Source organism: Rhizobium sp. BK399, assembly GCF_014194695.1.
In the GTDB taxonomy this organism is placed as follows: domain Bacteria; phylum Pseudomonadota; class Alphaproteobacteria; order Rhizobiales; family Rhizobiaceae; genus Rhizobium.
In genome coordinates, this window is record NZ_JACIAH010000010.1 from 1 (window position 1) to 15,404 (window position 15,404).

Annotated in this window: 16 protein-coding genes and 1 pseudogene; 12 read left to right on the forward strand and 5 right to left on the reverse strand. The window is 57.6% G+C overall.

The genetic code is table 11. From position 1 onward, the window contains the following. Positions 1 to 68 precede the first annotated feature (68 nt). A complete protein-coding gene (tnpB, locus tag FHT97_RS20020; protein ID WP_113451388.1) occupies positions 69 to 422 on the reverse strand; it encodes an IS66 family insertion sequence element accessory protein TnpB in 354 nt (117 codons plus the stop codon). Continuing rightward, positions 403 to 822 carry a transposase gene (locus FHT97_RS20025; protein ID WP_113451387.1) on the reverse strand — a complete coding sequence of 140 codons (420 nt, stop codon included), beginning with the start codon at positions 820 to 822 and terminating at the stop codon, positions 403 to 405. Before FHT97_RS20025 ends, tnpB begins: the two co-directional genes overlap by 20 nt. Before the next feature lie 559 nt (positions 823 to 1,381). On the opposite strand from FHT97_RS20025, the pseudogene FHT97_RS30915 reads away from it, so the two are divergent. After that, positions 1,382 to 1,501 (forward strand): annotated as a pseudogene (locus FHT97_RS30915) (IS110 family transposase); the annotation flags it as partial. Positions 1,502 to 2,286: 785 nt separating this feature from the next. On the opposite strand, the gene FHT97_RS20030 reads toward FHT97_RS30915, so the two are convergent. Both FHT97_RS20030 and FHT97_RS20035 read right to left on the reverse strand, forming a co-directional pair. Continuing rightward, entirely contained in the window at positions 2,287 to 2,862 is a 576-nt protein-coding gene (locus FHT97_RS20030) for an acyloxyacyl hydrolase (protein WP_183757797.1), read from the reverse strand. Between the two features lie 548 nt (positions 2,863 to 3,410). Beyond that, positions 3,411 to 4,517, reverse strand: coding sequence for a LacI family DNA-binding transcriptional regulator (locus FHT97_RS20035; RefSeq protein WP_246712696.1), 1,107 nt, complete (start codon positions 4,515 to 4,517; stop codon positions 3,411 to 3,413). A gap of 212 nt (positions 4,518 to 4,729) precedes the next feature. On the opposite strand from FHT97_RS20035, the gene FHT97_RS20040 reads away from it, so the two are divergent. The 11 genes from FHT97_RS20040 (at position 4,730) to FHT97_RS20090 (ending at position 14,315) form a co-directional block, all read left to right on the forward strand. After that, the gene (locus FHT97_RS20040; RefSeq protein WP_183757798.1) at positions 4,730 to 6,004 is read left to right on the forward strand and encodes an amino acid ABC transporter substrate-binding protein; all 1,275 of its coding nucleotides are present in this window, start codon (positions 4,730 to 4,732) and stop codon (positions 6,002 to 6,004) included. 69 nt (positions 6,005 to 6,073) lie between these two features. After that, a complete protein-coding gene (locus tag FHT97_RS20045; protein WP_183757800.1) occupies positions 6,074 to 6,820 on the forward strand; it encodes an ABC transporter ATP-binding protein in 747 nt (248 codons plus the stop codon). Next, a complete protein-coding gene (locus FHT97_RS20050; RefSeq protein WP_183864015.1) occupies positions 6,820 to 7,551 on the forward strand; it encodes an ABC transporter ATP-binding protein in 732 nt (243 codons plus the stop codon). The genes FHT97_RS20045 and FHT97_RS20050 overlap by 1 nt, the downstream gene beginning before the upstream one ends. 12 nt (positions 7,552 to 7,563) lie before the next feature. Then, on the forward strand, positions 7,564 to 8,442 hold the full coding sequence (locus FHT97_RS20055) for a branched-chain amino acid ABC transporter permease (protein WP_183864016.1): 879 nt from the start codon (positions 7,564 to 7,566) through the stop codon (positions 8,440 to 8,442). Next, a complete protein-coding gene (locus FHT97_RS20060; protein ID WP_183757806.1) occupies positions 8,442 to 9,485 on the forward strand; it encodes a branched-chain amino acid ABC transporter permease in 1,044 nt (347 codons plus the stop codon). Before FHT97_RS20055 ends, FHT97_RS20060 begins: the two co-directional genes overlap by 1 nt. 65 nt (positions 9,486 to 9,550) lie before the next feature. After that, on the forward strand, positions 9,551 to 10,333 hold the full coding sequence (locus FHT97_RS20065) for a glutathione S-transferase family protein (protein WP_183864017.1): 783 nt from the start codon (positions 9,551 to 9,553) through the stop codon (positions 10,331 to 10,333). Between the two features lie 33 nt (positions 10,334 to 10,366). After that, positions 10,367 to 11,293 (forward strand): dioxygenase, encoded by a 927-nt coding sequence (locus tag FHT97_RS20070; protein ID WP_183864018.1) that lies wholly within the window; start codon positions 10,367 to 10,369, stop codon positions 11,291 to 11,293. 2 nt (positions 11,294 to 11,295) lie between these two features. Next, positions 11,296 to 12,057 carry an SDR family oxidoreductase gene (locus FHT97_RS20075; RefSeq protein ID WP_183864019.1) on the forward strand — a complete coding sequence of 254 codons (762 nt, stop codon included), beginning with the start codon at positions 11,296 to 11,298 and terminating at the stop codon, positions 12,055 to 12,057. Beyond that, entirely contained in the window at positions 12,057 to 12,935 is an 879-nt protein-coding gene (locus FHT97_RS20080; RefSeq protein ID WP_183864020.1) for a 3-keto-5-aminohexanoate cleavage protein, read from the forward strand. Before FHT97_RS20075 ends, FHT97_RS20080 begins: the two co-directional genes overlap by 1 nt. A 32-nt stretch (positions 12,936 to 12,967) precedes the next feature. Beyond that, on the forward strand, positions 12,968 to 13,972 hold the full coding sequence (locus tag FHT97_RS20085; RefSeq protein WP_183864021.1) for a zinc-binding alcohol dehydrogenase family protein: 1,005 nt from the start codon (positions 12,968 to 12,970) through the stop codon (positions 13,970 to 13,972). 10 nt (positions 13,973 to 13,982) lie between these two features. Further along, positions 13,983 to 14,315 (forward strand): cupin domain-containing protein, encoded by a 333-nt coding sequence (locus FHT97_RS20090; protein ID WP_183864022.1) that lies wholly within the window; start codon positions 13,983 to 13,985, stop codon positions 14,313 to 14,315. Between the two features lie 688 nt (positions 14,316 to 15,003). Here the strand turns inward: FHT97_RS20090 and FHT97_RS20095 are convergent. Then, positions 15,004 to 15,372 (reverse strand): response regulator, encoded by a 369-nt coding sequence (locus FHT97_RS20095; RefSeq protein ID WP_183757819.1) that lies wholly within the window; start codon positions 15,370 to 15,372, stop codon positions 15,004 to 15,006. Positions 15,373 to 15,404: the final 32 nt, after the last annotated feature.

Below are 15,404 nucleotides of genomic sequence, written 5' to 3' on the forward strand. Positions count from 1 at the left end.
GCCGGTTCGAGTCATCAGATTCTTGAATCTGAACCGCCCCTTTGCGTCAACAGCTCAATTCGCCATCCTCAGCCGGCGATCTGATATTGCCGCACCGGATGGCGGATCATCGCATCGATATCGATGCCATCGAGAATCCAATGCAGCTGCTCTGTCGTCAGCGTCACCACCGCAGTCTCTCGGCGGGGCCATCGGAACCTGTCTTCCGTCAATTTCTTCAGGACCATCACAAAACCGGACCGATCAAAGAACAGGAGCTTCACCCGGTCGCGACGGCGATTACAAAAGGCAAAAACCGCAGGAGCAAAGGGATCCAGCGCCATCGTCTCCTGGACCAGGACCGCGAGGCTGTTGATGCCGGCCCGAAAGTCGATCGGCTCACGATGCAGGTAAACCTGGAGATCAGCGCCAAGTCTGAACATGACCCAGCGCTCCTATTATTGCTGCCAACCCATCGACATCACTGCATTCCACCGTCACGCTCACCCCGTTCGGCAGTGAAGCGCTCAGCTTGGCCGCACAAGACAGCCTCTTGATGCTTTTATCCAAGCTGCTGCGCTGCACTGGCAGGCTCCGATCGGGACCGACCTGAACCGGAACGAACGCCGGACCCGCAGGCACAGGATGACCAAGCCGCTTGGCCCTCTGTATCCATTTCCGCAGGAGATTGACATTAACGCCGTGTTCAAGCGCAAGCCGCGATACCGAGACACCCGGTTCAAGACAGGCTGCAACAAGACGATCTACCGAAGCTGGGTCATATCGACGTCGTCCGTCACTACCCACAAGCCGCACCCGCAGTCTTTGCTCATCTTCTTCCATGATTTGGTGTCCACCTATTTTGGTGGACACTTCATGCCTGAGAGCACTTCGCTTCAGAAGGTGCGCAGAAATTCGCGCTTACAATCAGTCGCCGATAGATGCTGCTGACGTGGATCAGTCATCCCAGCGAGCCCTTCAAAGACTTGACGATGGGTTTTTAGGGTACGCTTTGACCGCCTGACGCCGCGCGAACGTGAATACGTTTTCGCCATGGCTAAGTTAGGCGAGGGGCCTTCCAAATCCGGCGACGTTGCAGAGATGATGAAAGAGCCGCCTACCAAGCTCGGGCCTTTGCGGGCCAGTATCATAAAAAAGGATGATCTACAGCCCTTCATATGCCGACATAGCTTTCACGGTTCCATTGTTCGGAGACTACTTACTGCGAAACTGGATAGGTTCTAACGCGTAGAAGCCGAGATATAATACGGGCCGCCGCCGCTCTATACTGTATGTTCGTGGAGTGAAGGTGGCCCGCGCTAAGCTGAATCGGCGGATTGCTCCGGATGGGCCGCAGCAGGGCCCATGCTTGGCGAGGGCGAACCATGAGGGGGATATCTTAAAATTCATCGAACTTGCGCATAACTGCGTGGCGGTGACGCCATCGCTGGTGCCCAAGCGAGCGGGCGATCGGGTGAAGACCAACCGCCGCGACTCCGTCAGTCTGCAGACGCGGATTCACTGAAGAACTTGCGCTGATGGGGTGTAGGCATCAGGTTAGCTGTCGCGCGAATTTCGCCAAGCTGATGGGATGGAGGTTGGGCCTGCTGTCGATAATGAGAGAATGAAGACGTGGCGACTGCGCTTGAACTGGCCAGCCCGGTCTTGGTTTGCGCCGGTCTCAGTGTTTCAGCTCGGTTCCGTCTTTCCCACACATTCTTTGTCAGATCACTTACTTACGAAACGGAACGCAAGGTCAACAGCTCGTATCCTGTCAAGACCAGGGACGTCTTCGCCTGTAATAGCTTTGCGCCCGGATTCGGCCGTGAAGCAGACCTTGCACCTGCCAATGTCTTTGCGCTTTTCTAAATAACGCAATCTTTGTGCTGCCGATGGCGAAAGTAAGCATCGTCACCTTCACGGGACCGCCAGCCATCCACATTTTTCGGATAGCAGAGAATGCCGAGGTCAGACCGGTAATATGGCCGCGACCATTCGGGCCGTGCGTGGGGGCAGCGTCAAACTGATATGTCATGTCCGAAGGCACCGATCTCCTTCCGGAGATAGTTGCGGTCGTCGAGGATATCATCACTGAAAGCTCGGTAGCAGCCTTGAGGGAGCTATGACTGTCCTGTTGGTGCTGGGCACCGAGAGCGCAGAGGTGTAGACCTATCCAAAAGCGCGCTCGCGCAAACGGCCTTCGCCAATGTATCTCATGAGCGGACTTTCAAGTTTGTCGGGTCGAGCTTATCGGATAGATTGGCCTGAATTTCTTTTGGTGATCGACGGCAGAAAATCGCTGGCAGCTCAGAACTTGTAGCCGACCTGAATACCGGCGCGCGTCATGCCGTTGTTCGGACCATCGCAGAGATTGGCATGCGACGAATGGGCAACCTGGGCGATGACATTCCAGTGTTGGTCAAAGCGGTAACCGACACCCAGGGATTCTCGAAAGAGGAATCGACAGCCGAGATTCGGGCCATCCGTGTTGCCTTCGAGCTCCCCATCGTGCCAGACGCCGCCGAAGCCGGCTTCGGCAAAGACCTGGTCGTTGAAGTTTGCAGTCCAGGAGAGACCCGCAAAGATTTGGGTGGCTTCCCCCGATGTGCCGATCGAGGTGCCGAGATTGATGCGCGGGCGCAGAAGCTGTTGCTCAAAGCCCGTCGCGGAGTCCTGACCGAAGGGATCAAAGAACACCGTCACCTCGGGAAAGATACCGTCTTCGTGCTCGCCGCCGCCCTGTATCGATGCGGATGCTCCGAAGCGTAATTCATCAAAGATTTGCTCGCCGGCATGAGACGGAATGACTGACATATTGACCGTGACCGTCACAAGAAATGCTAGTGAGGAACACCCTACAACTTTCGGAAATTCGATTGCCATCCAGATTTCCTCATCCGACTCGCGTCAGAGCCCATTCCCAATTAGTAGCATCGATCGAGACTTGGTAAACCGCGTTTGATCAGCCTTAGTATTTTATTTCGGATGTGCGGCCAACCACGGTTTGAGCTCTCCCCGTCATGTCTGCGCCGGCTGCTACAGCAGCCGGCGCAACGTCATGACGCCCACGATCGATCGTCCCGGCTGACGGGCGAGGAGAAGCCAACGGAGATAAAGGATGATGGCTGGGACGAATGATCAAGGATCGTCAACCGGGGCCAGGGTGCTCGCGGGCGTTAGGATGGCCATGGAAGGGACACGTACATTGTCACCAGATAGCCGGCGGTGTATCTGGTTCACGCGGATGTAGAGTACACTCACGATCTGATGATTGCTGGCGCTACCATTTGCTACGCTTTCGAAGGTGCGACCGCTTGATTGATCATGCCGTCTGGGACGCGCCCTCTTGCTGGGCCGATGAGTTCATCGATTTGTGGGCTGCCAATTCTAGACGGTATAAAGAAGTTTCTCGCCACAGAGCGCTCCTCAATTTATTGTTGAATAGCTCCAGCCGGGTCGTTGGGTTTAGGCAACACCGAAGCGGGAATTTCTGGGGCAGAGCCCGTGCTGTTACGGACCACAAGCTCCACCGGCAAGATAGTCTCCCTCGGAGCGGAGCTATCGCCGTTCAGCAGTTGCAGCAGGACGCCCGCCGCCGCCTTTCCGGCGCCGAATTGCTGTATGCGGACGGTTGTAAGTTGTGGCTGAACGAGGTTCAGGAATGGCATGTCATTGAAGCCGGTGACCGATATCTGCCCTGGGCAGCCAATGCTTCGCTCCCTCAATGCCTCAATTGCTCCAAGAGCAAGTCGATCGTTGGCGCACAGAACCGCTGTGAATGGCTTGCCCTTGGCTAACAGGTTGAGAAGGCAACGTGCCCCTTCCGCCTCGTCGAAGCGTGAAGCAACCTCGATCAATTCGTCATTGACCGCAACGTTCATGTCATCGGCCGCCCGTCGAAAGGCCGCTAAACGAAGCTGGCCCGTCGACAAATCCTGAGGGCCGGATATGTGGGCAATGCGCGTATGACCAAGATCCCGAAGATGCCGCAGCATTTGACAGATCCCAGAATCGTCATCGTTGACGATCGAAGGTATTGGCGAACCGTCAACCTTTCGGTTCAATGTCACCACGGGCAACCCATCATCAGCCGCCTTTGCAATCGCGGGATCGTTTCGCAGGACGGCCGCATGAATAACCCCGTCGACGCCTCGGTCCCGCAAAACGTCTATCAATCGTTCCTCCCGCTCTGGATCACTGTCGGTATTCACGATGATCGAGGCGTAACCTAGCGGTTCGAGAACACTCTCAATCCCGCGCAGGATCGGGGGGAAGATGACGTTGGTGATGTCAGGGATAATTACGCCAACCGTCATGGTCCGATTGGTGCGAAGCCCGGCGGCAATCCGATTGGGGCGGTAACCAAGCGTTTTGGCCGCGGATTGAATTCGATTGGCGACTTCCTCTGTAAGGTGCTTGCATTCCACAGGATCGAGGGCGCGGGAGACTGTCGACACGTGGACCCCGGTCTCGCGTGCTATGTCCTTCAATGTGATGCGTTTTTTTAGCATGTACTTCGACCCTTCAACGGAGGTCATACTAGCGACTCCTGATATTTAAGCAATCGATTGCATGAATTTGTTGACGATATGATAAGACGTATGCTACCTCCTAATGCAATCGATTGCGTAACTCAGTTGAATCCGCAGGTCATGGAGGTGACCGTGGTATTTCACGGTCGGACTACGGCTTTTGGCGAGCGTGTACGCAATCGATTGCGCAGCAAGTTTCGGAGAATGGAGGAGTCTCGATGAAACTTTCAGTCCTTCTAGCAACCACTGTCCTGGCGTTGAATGCACCAGCCGCTCATGCGGACGATATCAAGATTGGCGCGTCGCTACCTATTACCGGCGGCCTTGCCGTCAGCGGCGAAAAGCATAAACGCGGTTATGAGCTGTGCACTAAACTGATAAACGACGGAGGTGGAATCCTCGGTCGTCCAGTTGATCTCGTTGTCAGCGACAATCGTTCGGACCCGGCAACCGCGATCAATCAATACGAACGGTTCATCAACGTCGACAAGGTCGATGCCGTCTACGGAACGTTCTCGAGCCGCCTGACGTATCCCGTGGCAAGCATACTGTCGAAGTATAACATGGTTCACCCCGTGCCCTCCGGCGGTGCGTTGCGCATCTACGAGCAGGGATACAAGAACCTCTTCTATTTTCAGGTTGGCGCCGCGGAATACACTGGAAAAGACGTCGTCAACGTCATCAAGGACCTGATCCCGGCTGGGCAGGGACCGAAGTCAGCTGCCATCGTCCACGCCGACGACTTCTTCGCCAACGCGATCGCATCGGGCCTGCTTGGCGAGAAGGTAGTCGACGCGGCGACAAACAAGCAGATCGCCGACCTCGCGCCAGGATATCTCAAGGAGGCGGGTATTGACGTCGTCATGCAGGAAAAGTGGCCGGACGATGGGTTCAATGACTGGCTCAACCTCGCCAACTCCATCAAGCGTTCTGGCGCCGAACTGATTGTCGGTCTGACGGCATCGGAGGAAGAGGCCGTACAGCTGACCCGTGCCCTTAAGACAGTCGGCGCGACGCCGAAGTTCGTCTACCTCAGCCAGGGCGCTCAACACGAGTTTATCGAGGGTGTCGGCGCAAGCGCCGCCGAGGGCGTCATGGTGCACGCTAACTGGCACAAGGATGCACCTTTCGAAAGCACGCTGGCAGGAAAGCCGTTCACCAATGAGGACTTCGTCAAGGCCTTCAATGCAGCCTATGGCGTTGACCCCGACGAAGACAGCGCCATCCCGTTTGCTGTCTGCCAGGGGATTGAGCAAGCGATTGCGGGATCCGGTTCGACTGACAATGCGAAGATGGCCGAATGGCTTCACGCGCGTACGAAGGACAGCCCGGTGCGGACCGTGCTTGGACGCTTCTCCTGGGACGATCGCGGCCTCGCGAAGGACAAGTCGTACATCATGACGCAATGGCAGGGCGGGCAGCTGAAGTTCGTCTATCCCAAGGACGAGTTTCAGGGAGTTTCCCCGTTGAGCTATCCCAAGGCGGGCTTTTGACAAAACCTCGAACGGGGCGGACGCGCGCCGCCCCGCAAACCAAGCCAGCGAACGAAGGAGGATCGGGCGATGCTAGAGGTCAGAAACCTATGCAAGTACTATGGAGGGCTGCGAGCCGTGGACGGCGCTTCCTTCACGGTCGAGAAAGGCTCGATCACAGCGTTGATTGGACCCAACGGAGCAGGAAAAACCACCGCGTTCAATTGCATCAGCCGCACCGTCACGCCGACGTCCGGTGAGATATGGCTCGACGGTGAGCGCATCGAGCAGCTGCGCCCCCATAAGATCACGGCCAAGGGCCTTAGTCGCACCTTTCAGATATCGCGCAATCTGTCCGACATGACGGTCATCGAAAATGTCATCGTCCAGTCGAAGGTCAATGGAATTAGCGGGCTCTTCCGTCCAGCAATCAGCCGCGAGGAAAAAGACAAGGCGATGTCGATCCTGGAGTTTCTGGGGATTACGCGCATCGCCTACGAGGATGGGCACAATCTTTCCTACGGGCAGAAAAAGCTCATGGATTTGGCCGCGCTTTTGATGTCGGAACCGAAAATCATCCTGCTCGACGAACCTGCCGGTGGCGTTAATCCCACGCTCATGGAAGAGATCGTCGATCGGATTCGGGCGCTGAATGAAATGGGCCTCACGGTCCTTATCGTCGAGCACAACATGGATCTCATCATGCGGCTATCCCACAAGGTCGTGGTCATGGCGCAGGGCAAGGTCATCTGTTCGGGCACCCCGGATATCGTGCGCAAGGACGCGCAGGTCCTCGATGCCTATCTTGGCGGCGTGTTGGAAGAGGAGGCGGCCTGATGCAGGAACTCCTCCAAGTCACAAATATCACCGCTGGCTACGGCGATGGCCCGGCAATCCTTGATGGTGCCAGTCTGACCGTCGAACCGGGCAAAGTGCACTGCATCATCGGTCCGAATGGAGCGGGCAAGTCGACGCTGATGAAGTCAATCTGCGGAATGCTCAAAATCCGCAAGGGCGACGTGATCTTAAAAGGCAAGAGACTGAACGGAATGCGTCCCGACCAAATCCTGCGGGAAGGCATCTGCTTCGTGCCGCAAGAGCGTGCTCTCTTTGCAAAGATGACCGTACGAGAAAATCTGCGGATGGGCGGCTTCATTCTCGATGGCCAGAAAGAGCTTTACCGGCGCGTTGACGAAATCCTGGAGCGTTTCCCGATGCTTAAGGAGAAGGCTGATCAGCACGCCGGGACGATGTCGGGTGGCCAGCAGCAGACGTTGGCGATGGCCCGCACGCTGATAATCAAGCCTAGTATCGTCATGCTCGACGAACCCTCGCTCGGTCTGGCGCCGAAGGTAATTCAAGAGATGTTCGACATCATGAAGATGATGTCGGCGGACGGCATCACAGTGTTGCTCGTCGAGCAGAATGCCCTGATGGGGCTCAAGAATTCCGATTGGGGCGTCGTGCTCGATCTCGGACGAACCCTATTTCAAGGGCCCGCGAAAGACATTCTCGCCGACCCTCGAATCCGGGAACTCTACCTTGGTGGCAAGAAAGCTGCCGCCTGAAAGGGGAACAACATGGCTCAATTTATCCAGATATTGGTGCTCGGGCTCGCGCTCGGCGGCGTCATAGCACTTATGGGATCAGGACTGTCGTTGGTCTTCGGCGTGATGCGGATCGTGAACCTTGCACATCCGGCTCTGATCATCGGCGGAGCGTATATCGCCTACTGGGCTTTCAAACTCCTCGGCCTCGATCCCATCCTCATGGTGCCGGTTGCTTCGATCGCAATGGCCGCGGTCGGGGTGGTGCTTTACAAACTCCTCTTCGAGCGCGAGGCCAAGAACGCGAAATATTCCGAGATGACGGTGCTGCTGACCTTCGCGCTGGCGACGATGGCAGAAGGATTGCTCGGCGGCATGTTTACGAACACGCAGCGCATTACGTCTCCGGCCTACGCGACAGATGCGATCTTCATCGGCGATCTCTTCATTCCGAAGGGTCAGCTCTACGCCGGTATTGTCTCGCTGCTGATTATCGGCGGTCTGACGCTCTTCCTGAAATACTCGCGGCTTGGCTACGCGATCCGCGCCACGACACAGAACCGCGAAGCCGCTGAACTGCTGGGCGTTAACGTCAACGCGATCAGCATCCTCGCCTTCGCTATCGGGATCGGTCTCGCAGGCGCCGCTGGTTCGCTTGTCAGCTTCGTCTTCAGCTTCTTCCCGGCCAAGCATTGGGAATGGATCGCTATGCTGATGTCTGTCGTCGTGCTCGGCGGTATGGGGAGCATCCTCGGCACCGTCGTGGCAGCCCTGGGCCTGTCGCTCGTCGCGGCCTTCGTCGGCACCTGGATCGGCGCGACATGGTCGACGATGACATTCTTCCTCGCACTTTTCATTGTCCTGCTCGTCCGGCCACAGGGCCTGTTCGGCGAAAAACCGGAGATGGCGTAATGACGGTCACATTCCCTCACTCAAGCACGAACAGCGTGGTTGAAGCCCGGCGTGCGCATAACGAGAAACTGGCGCTGAAGGCCGATCAAACGCGAGCCACTTGGTTTCCGCTTGCACTGCTCACCATCCTGATTGCACTGCCACTTTTGCAGTTCGCAGGCAATTTCAACTACCTCCTTCATCTCGTGCTTTTTGCTGCATCCTTTGTCGCGATGGCTTCCGGATGGAACATATTGGGTGGCTTTGCAGGCTATATCTCCCTCGGCCATAGCGTCTTCTTTGGCATCGGTGGCTACGTGGCCGGAATGCTGCTTGCCCGCTACGGTATCTCAACGATCGTGACGGCCCCCCTGGCTGGCCTCATCGCAGCGGCGGTCGGTTATCTCATCGGGCTCGTGACATTGCGGGTACGCGGGCCGAGCTTCATTATCTCCTCGATCGCACTGCTGATGATTGCGCGGATCCTGTTCGACAACTGGGCATTCATTGGCGGCACGAATGGCCTGACATTGCCCTCGAACAGTCTATCGGCTCAATGGACCAAACTGCCGTACTACTACGCGTTTATCGCCATTGCCGCCTTCACGGTCTGGGCAAGCTACAGGATCAAGCACTCAAAGTTTGGTCTTGGTCTCCGCGCCATCTCCAAGGATGAGATCAAGGCGGAAAGTGCCGGGATAAACACGCGGCTGTACAAGGTACTGGCGTTCGCGCTGTCGGCCTTCTTCGTTGGCATGGCCGGAGCGGTGTGGGGTGAGTACCTGACCTACCTGCGGCCCAACATTTTCCTGATCATCGGCATCTCGGCCAACATGGTCCTGATGTGCATTCTCGGAGGAAAGGGCACGATCGCGGGACCAGTCATTGGAGCTGTCGCCATCGTCGCGCTCAACGAACTGTTCGTGGCGACAATGGGTGCCTCCGAACTCAACATTCTCGGAACGGGTCTGATCATGGCGCTTGGGCTTGTCTTCTTCCCTCTCGGCCTGGTGGGAACTCTTGCCAAGAAAGGCAAGCTTCCCCGGATTTTGAACTGGGACTGACGACAGTCCCATAACCGATCAACACCATGGTGACGGACTTGCCCAAGGGGCAGGAGGAGAAAGTCATGTCCGAATTCGTACTCTACAACGCGCCACAATCGACCTGCAGTCAGCGTGTGCGCTACACGCTTCACACCAAGGGAAGGGCCTTCGAGGAGCACAGACTCGATCTGTTCAGGGGCGACCAACTGAAGCCCGAATATCTCGCGATCAACCCGAATGGTGTTGTTCCGACGCTGGTTCACAACGGCACGCCCGTCGTCGATTCCGCCGTCATCATGGAATATCTCGAAGATATTCTGGGCGATGTCGCGCCACTGCGTCCGCGGCCTCCGATAGAAGTGGCGAGGATGCGGGCAATGATGAGCTTCATCGACGAAGTTCTGACACCGGCCGTACGTGTTCCGTCATACAACCTGGCCTTTCTGCCGCATTACCAGGCAATGACGGAAGAGGAGTTCCTCGCCGTTTGTGAAAGCAAGCCGCTGCGACGCGAGTTCCTCTTGAAAATGGGGCGAACCGGCTTTCCGCAGTCGGAAATGGATGAAGCACTCGGGCGGCTGAAGCGAGGGATCGACCGCATGGCCCATTGGCTGGGCGAATGTGGCGGCCCTTGGCTGCTGGGCGCTGAACTGACCCTCGCTGATATCGCCATCATTCCGGTGATCGTTCGGATGGACGACATCAACCTCGGCCATCTCTGGGCTGATGCGCCCCAGATCGATCTTTGGCTGCGCAACATCAAAGCAACCGATGCTTTCGCGCAGACTTATTATCACGGGTCTCTGCTGACCGAAAAATACCCCCATCTGCAATCCCTGCAACGGACGGCGCACGTCGCCGCATAAGCGGCCGCGCCAGCACACAGGAGGAGACAAGCAATGCAACACGTAACCATCGAACCCCGGCTGATCGCGACGATCGCGGACGTGACGCCAACGGTACTGACCGCAATGGCGAAAACGACCAATCCGCGCCTCAAGGCGATCACGGATGCCTTGATCAACCATCTTCACCAATTCATCATCGAGACGCGTCCGACCGAAGAAGAGTTTGAGTTTGGGCTGCGCTGGATCGCTGCGCTCGGCCACCACACCCATGAGACCAACAACGAGGTGGTACTGGCCGCCGATGTTCTAGGCGCGTCGACCCTCATCGATCTGATCAACAATGACGGCATGCAGGGCGAGACCATGTCGGCACTTCTCGGTCCGTTCTATCGTGGCCACGCGCCAGAATGTGTCGACGGCGAGTGCATCGCCCGATCCGAGACGCCGGGACCGACGCTGTTCTTCTCCGGTCGCGTGGTCGATATCGATGGAGCGCCTGTCGCGGGTGCCAAGCTCGACATCTGGCAGGCTTCTCCCGTGGGACTCTACGAAAACCAGGACAGTGACCAGGACGACTTCAATCTGCGCGGCGTCTTCCATACGAACGAGCAAGGAAGCTTCCGCTTCAAGTCGGTTAAGCCCGCGGGCTATCCCGTCCCGACGGATGGCCCAGTCGGCGTTTTGCTGCATGCGCAGAAGCGGCATCCGATGCGGCCCGCCCACATTCACTTCATTGTCTCAGCACCTGGTCACAAGACGCTGATTACACAGATTTTCTCCGACACCCAGGAAGCTCTCGTAACCGACGTCGTCTTCGGTGCGAAGGCTCAGATCGTGGGCGACTTCGTCGAGCATCTTGAGCCGCATCCAAATTATCCCAGCGAGCAGCTGCCTTTCTATACCTGCGAATACACATTCAAGCTTCTCGAAGGTGACCCGACATATCCCATCCCGCCAATCTCTGGAACGAAGGCCTGACAATGAGTGAGAACGTTCAATTCGACACCCTCAAGGGTCAGGTCGCGATCGTGGTCGGCGGGTCCGGCGGTATCGGCAGCGAAACATGCCGCCTGCTGGCCCGAGCCGGTGCCACAGTCGTGATCGGCTATCGATCCGGGGAGGCCAGGGCGCGTGAGATCGCGGAGGCGTTGCCGGGACGCGGCCATATCGCGCTTAGGGTCTCGATCGAGGATACTTCATCGATCCAGACTTTCTGTGCCGCGGCCCTTTCCGCTTGCGGGCGTGCCGACATCCTCGTGAATGCCGCAGGCGTGACAAAGCCGGTTCCACATGCCGATCTCGACGCACTCACCGACGAGATCATCGACCAGGTTTTCGTGAGCAACTGGCGAGGGGTGTTTGCGACCATTCGAGCCTTTGCACCGGCACTGGCGGAACACGGCCAGGGACTTATCGTCAACGTGTCGTCGATTGCCGCCTTCACAGGCATCGGATCGAACATCGCCTATTGTGGCGCAAAGGCGGGTCTCGACATTATGACGAACTCGCTCGGCCGCGCCCTCGCTCCAGCGGTTCGGGTCATGGCTATCTCTCCGGGCGTGGTCGATACCGAATTCGTTCCCGGCCGCGGCCAAGAGTTCAAGGATAAGGCGGCAGCCGCAACGCCCCTGAAGCGTCTCACCACGCCGACCGACGTTGCCGAGGCCATCCTTGCCTGTGCAACGCATCTTAAATTCTCGACGGGCACCCGCATCGTCGTCGACGGAGGGAGGCATCTCTGATGCAACAGAACGTTTTCATCACCTGTGCGGTTACCGGCAATCTCACGACCCGCGAAAATCACCCGGGTCTGCCGGTGACACCTGAGGAAATTGCCAACTCCTGTCTCGAAGCAGCGGACGCGGGCGCGGCTATTGTCCATATCCATGTCCGCGATCCCGAAACGGCAAAGCCGTCGATGGAGATTGCGTACTATCGCGAGGTCATCGAACGGATCCGCGCGAAGAACAATGCAGTCATCCTCAACGTCACCACGGGCCCCGGCGGTCGGTATCACCCAAGCGATGAAAATCCCGCCGTTGCCGGTCCCAGGACCACGTTGATGCGGCCTGAGCGACGGGTCGAACACATCGTGGCCTTGAAGCCCGACATTGCCACGCTCGACCTGAACACCATGACTTTCGGGGCCGAGGTCGTGATCAACACCCCTGGCAACGTGAAGGTCATGGCAGAGATCATCGAGAGCACCGGCGCAAAGCCTGAACTTGAGGTTTTCGACACGGGCGACATCCAGCTTGCTCACGATCTCCTCAAGGCCGGTGTGCTGAAATCGCCTGCCATGTTCACCATCGTCACCGGCGTCAAATATGGCCTCCCGTCGACAACGGACGCGATGGCGACCGCCGCTCGTATGTTGCCGCGCGACGCCGCTTGGACCGGCTTTGGCGTCGGGCGGATGTCGTTCCCAATGGCGGCACAAGCCTATCTGCTTGGCGGACACGTCCGCGTGGGCCTCGAAGATAACTCGTACATCGCCAAAGGCGTCCTCGCAAAAGGCAATGGCGAACTTGTCGAGCGGGCTCGCGACATCATCGAAAAGTTGGGTGGCGCCATCGCAAGCCCATCGCAAGCCCGCGACATCCTCAACCTCAAGCCTTGAACCCAATTGCTGGTCTCAGAAAGGACAACACTATGAACATCCAGATTGACACGAAGTTGGGCAAGGCGCTGCGGGTTAGCGGTCCGTCGCCCGATCTTGATAACCTTCAGATCGAGGTCGCCGATGTTGGCGTGCCGCAGCCTGGTCCAGGGCAGGTACTGGTCGAAATCATCGCGGCAGGTGTCAACCCGAGCGATGTGAAGGCCTCGCTTGGGCACATGCCCCATGCCATCTGGCCGCGCACACCCGGCCGCGATTTCGGCGGCATCGTGCGCGAAGGGCCAAAACACATGGTCGGAATGGAAATCTGGGGCGGTGGCGGCGAATTGGGCATCAGCCAGGACGGCAGCCATGCCAAATGGATGGTGCTTGATGAGAAGGCTGTGCGGCAAAAACCCGCCAATTTCACCATGGAGGAGGCTGGCTCCATCGGCGTTCCCTTTATCACGGCGTACGAAGGTCTGCGCGAGGCCGGTGGCGTTCAGCCAACTGATGTCGTCCTTGTATGCGGCGGCAACGGCAAGGTCGGCCAGGCGGCTATCCAGCTCGCGACCCTGGCGGGCGCCAAAGTCTTTGCGGTCGAATATAACGCCCAGCCGCTAATCGGCCATACCAACGGCCCGGTGGAAATGCTCGACAGCAGCAAGGATGACGTGGCGGCCATAGTTCGCGAGCGGACCAACGGCCACGGAGCTGATATCGTCTTCAACACCGTCGGCAGTCCGTATTTTGAATTGGCCAACAAGGCGATGGCCAAGCAGGCGCGGCAGATCTTCATCTCGACTTTCGATCGCGCCGTACCGTTTGACATCTTCAACTTCTTCCGTGGTCGGCACAAGTATATCGGCATCGATACGCTGGCCCTGTCATCGGTCGACGGCGCCCGCATCTTCGACCGGCTGAAGGGGAAATTCGAGGAAGGTCTGTTGAAGCCTTTCCCGATCAATCCGGCCACCTGCTACGGTCTCAGTGACGCGGCCAAGGCATATACGTCTGTCCTGCGCGGAACGGCCGACCGCGTATTGTTTAAGCCCTGAGACAGCCGACATGCAAGTAACGCGGTACAAGGAAGCTCGGCCCTACGAGGCGGCCGAGCACTATGACATGCAATGCCTGCGCCTTCAGGGGAAGGAAGCAACGAACACCGACACCATCTGGATTGGCCTGTCGCACCTGTTGCCTGGTGCGCGAACCTCCCTGAAGGATGCGGCCGTTGAGAAAATCTACGTCGTGATTTCTGGCGAAGTAACAGTTGAGACAGCCACCCAGTCAGTAGCGTTGGGTCCGTTAGATAGTTGCAGACTAGCAGCTGGCGAAGCGCGGGCGCTATTCAACCGGTCCGGTTCCCTGGCGACCATTCTCCTCGCGATGCCCGTATAATTGACGAGGTGTCCCAAAAATCGGAAACCCGTGTGGCGAAAGCGCCTATGCCTTGCCGCTGACGGCGTCGGCAAGCCGCACCGCGGAAAGCAATATGATGCATTTTACCTCTCTCCCGGCATAGCTGTAACCGCCGAGATCAAGACGGCAGGAGGCGTATCCCCGAATATATTTTTTTCACCGGTGGTCGAGGGGACGGCTATAAGCAAGCAACCAACTATTGCATAGGCGAGCGGCGAAGCGCGGCGCCGTCATCAAGCAATCGGCGGCGCGGTTCGACAGGTCAAATGCCAGAAGCGGCGTTGTCTATGGACTTGCGCAGCGATTCAAGCCGCCTGTCGAAAGCTGTCGTATCGATCGTCTCGATAGGCTCGTGACGCCGAATCTCGCATCGCAATGTGTATGATCGGCGAGACAGGTGATTAACCAGGCTGACGCTCAGGGACCGCAATCCGTCTTGCTCGGACAAATGGGTGTTCGTGAATGAGGACACAGTCCTGTCTCCTTTGCTTGCTTCCTCGGTGTATGCCTGAAGCGGCGTGCGCCGAGTACCCCAAAAGGTGTCGCTCCGGTGAGAACACCGGGCTTCTCAGCCGCGACCGCTCGGTTTAATTTGCTGGGCCGTGCGAGACGTTTCGCTAAATGGTTCCGCGCAGAATAGCTGCAATTTCAGTTTGACTTTCAGCGCTCAGTGGCCGAGCGCTGATTCGAGGCATCCGATCAGTTTTTCGATATCGACCGGCTTGCCAAGAAAGGCGAAAGCGCCGCCGTTCATCGCTGTGCTGCGTGTCCGCTCATCCTTGTACGAGGTGACAAAGATCATTGGGGGGCGCTGCGAATGCCTGTTCAATTCAGCCTGTAGTTCGATCCCGCTGAGGCCGGGCATCTTCACGTCGACAAGCATGCAATCAATGGCCGATCGCGGTTCGAAAGCAAGAAACTCTTCCGCCGAGGCGAACAGCCGGCACTCGTAGCCGTAGGACCTGACAAGATCGTCCATGGCTTCACGGATGGCCTGGTCATCGTCGACGACGGCTATGGTTGGGATTGGGGGCAATGAACGGGCCTTCTCTGGCTGCTTTTCTAAGT

Coding starts and splice junctions, on each gene's coding strand:
- FHT97_RS20060 (WP_183757806.1), top strand. CDS start 8,442: ATGACGGTCACATTCCCTCACTCAAGCACGAACAGCGTGGTTGAAGCC.
- FHT97_RS20055 (WP_183864016.1), top strand. CDS start 7,564: ATGGCTCAATTTATCCAGATATTGGTGCTCGGGCTCGCGCTCGGCGGC.
- FHT97_RS20030 (WP_183757797.1), bottom strand. CDS start 2,862: ATGGCAATCGAATTTCCGAAAGTTGTAGGGTGTTCCTCACTAGCATTT.
- tnpB (WP_113451388.1), bottom strand. CDS start 422: ATGTTCAGACTTGGCGCTGATCTCCAGGTTTACCTGCATCGTGAGCCG.
- FHT97_RS20080 (WP_183864020.1), top strand. CDS start 12,057: ATGCAACAGAACGTTTTCATCACCTGTGCGGTTACCGGCAATCTCACG.
- FHT97_RS20050 (WP_183864015.1), top strand. CDS start 6,820: ATGCAGGAACTCCTCCAAGTCACAAATATCACCGCTGGCTACGGCGAT.
- FHT97_RS20040 (WP_183757798.1), top strand. CDS start 4,730: ATGAAACTTTCAGTCCTTCTAGCAACCACTGTCCTGGCGTTGAATGCA.
- FHT97_RS20070 (WP_183864018.1), top strand. CDS start 10,367: ATGCAACACGTAACCATCGAACCCCGGCTGATCGCGACGATCGCGGAC.
- FHT97_RS20085 (WP_183864021.1), top strand. CDS start 12,968: ATGAACATCCAGATTGACACGAAGTTGGGCAAGGCGCTGCGGGTTAGC.
- FHT97_RS20090 (WP_183864022.1), top strand. CDS start 13,983: ATGCAAGTAACGCGGTACAAGGAAGCTCGGCCCTACGAGGCGGCCGAG.
- FHT97_RS20065 (WP_183864017.1), top strand. CDS start 9,551: ATGTCCGAATTCGTACTCTACAACGCGCCACAATCGACCTGCAGTCAG.
- FHT97_RS20025 (WP_113451387.1), bottom strand. CDS start 822: ATGGAAGAAGATGAGCAAAGACTGCGGGTGCGGCTTGTGGGTAGTGAC.
- FHT97_RS20045 (WP_183757800.1), top strand. CDS start 6,074: ATGCTAGAGGTCAGAAACCTATGCAAGTACTATGGAGGGCTGCGAGCC.
- FHT97_RS20075 (WP_183864019.1), top strand. CDS start 11,296: ATGAGTGAGAACGTTCAATTCGACACCCTCAAGGGTCAGGTCGCGATC.
- FHT97_RS20035 (WP_246712696.1), bottom strand. CDS start 4,517: ATGACCTCCGTTGAAGGGTCGAAGTACATGCTAAAAAAACGCATCACA.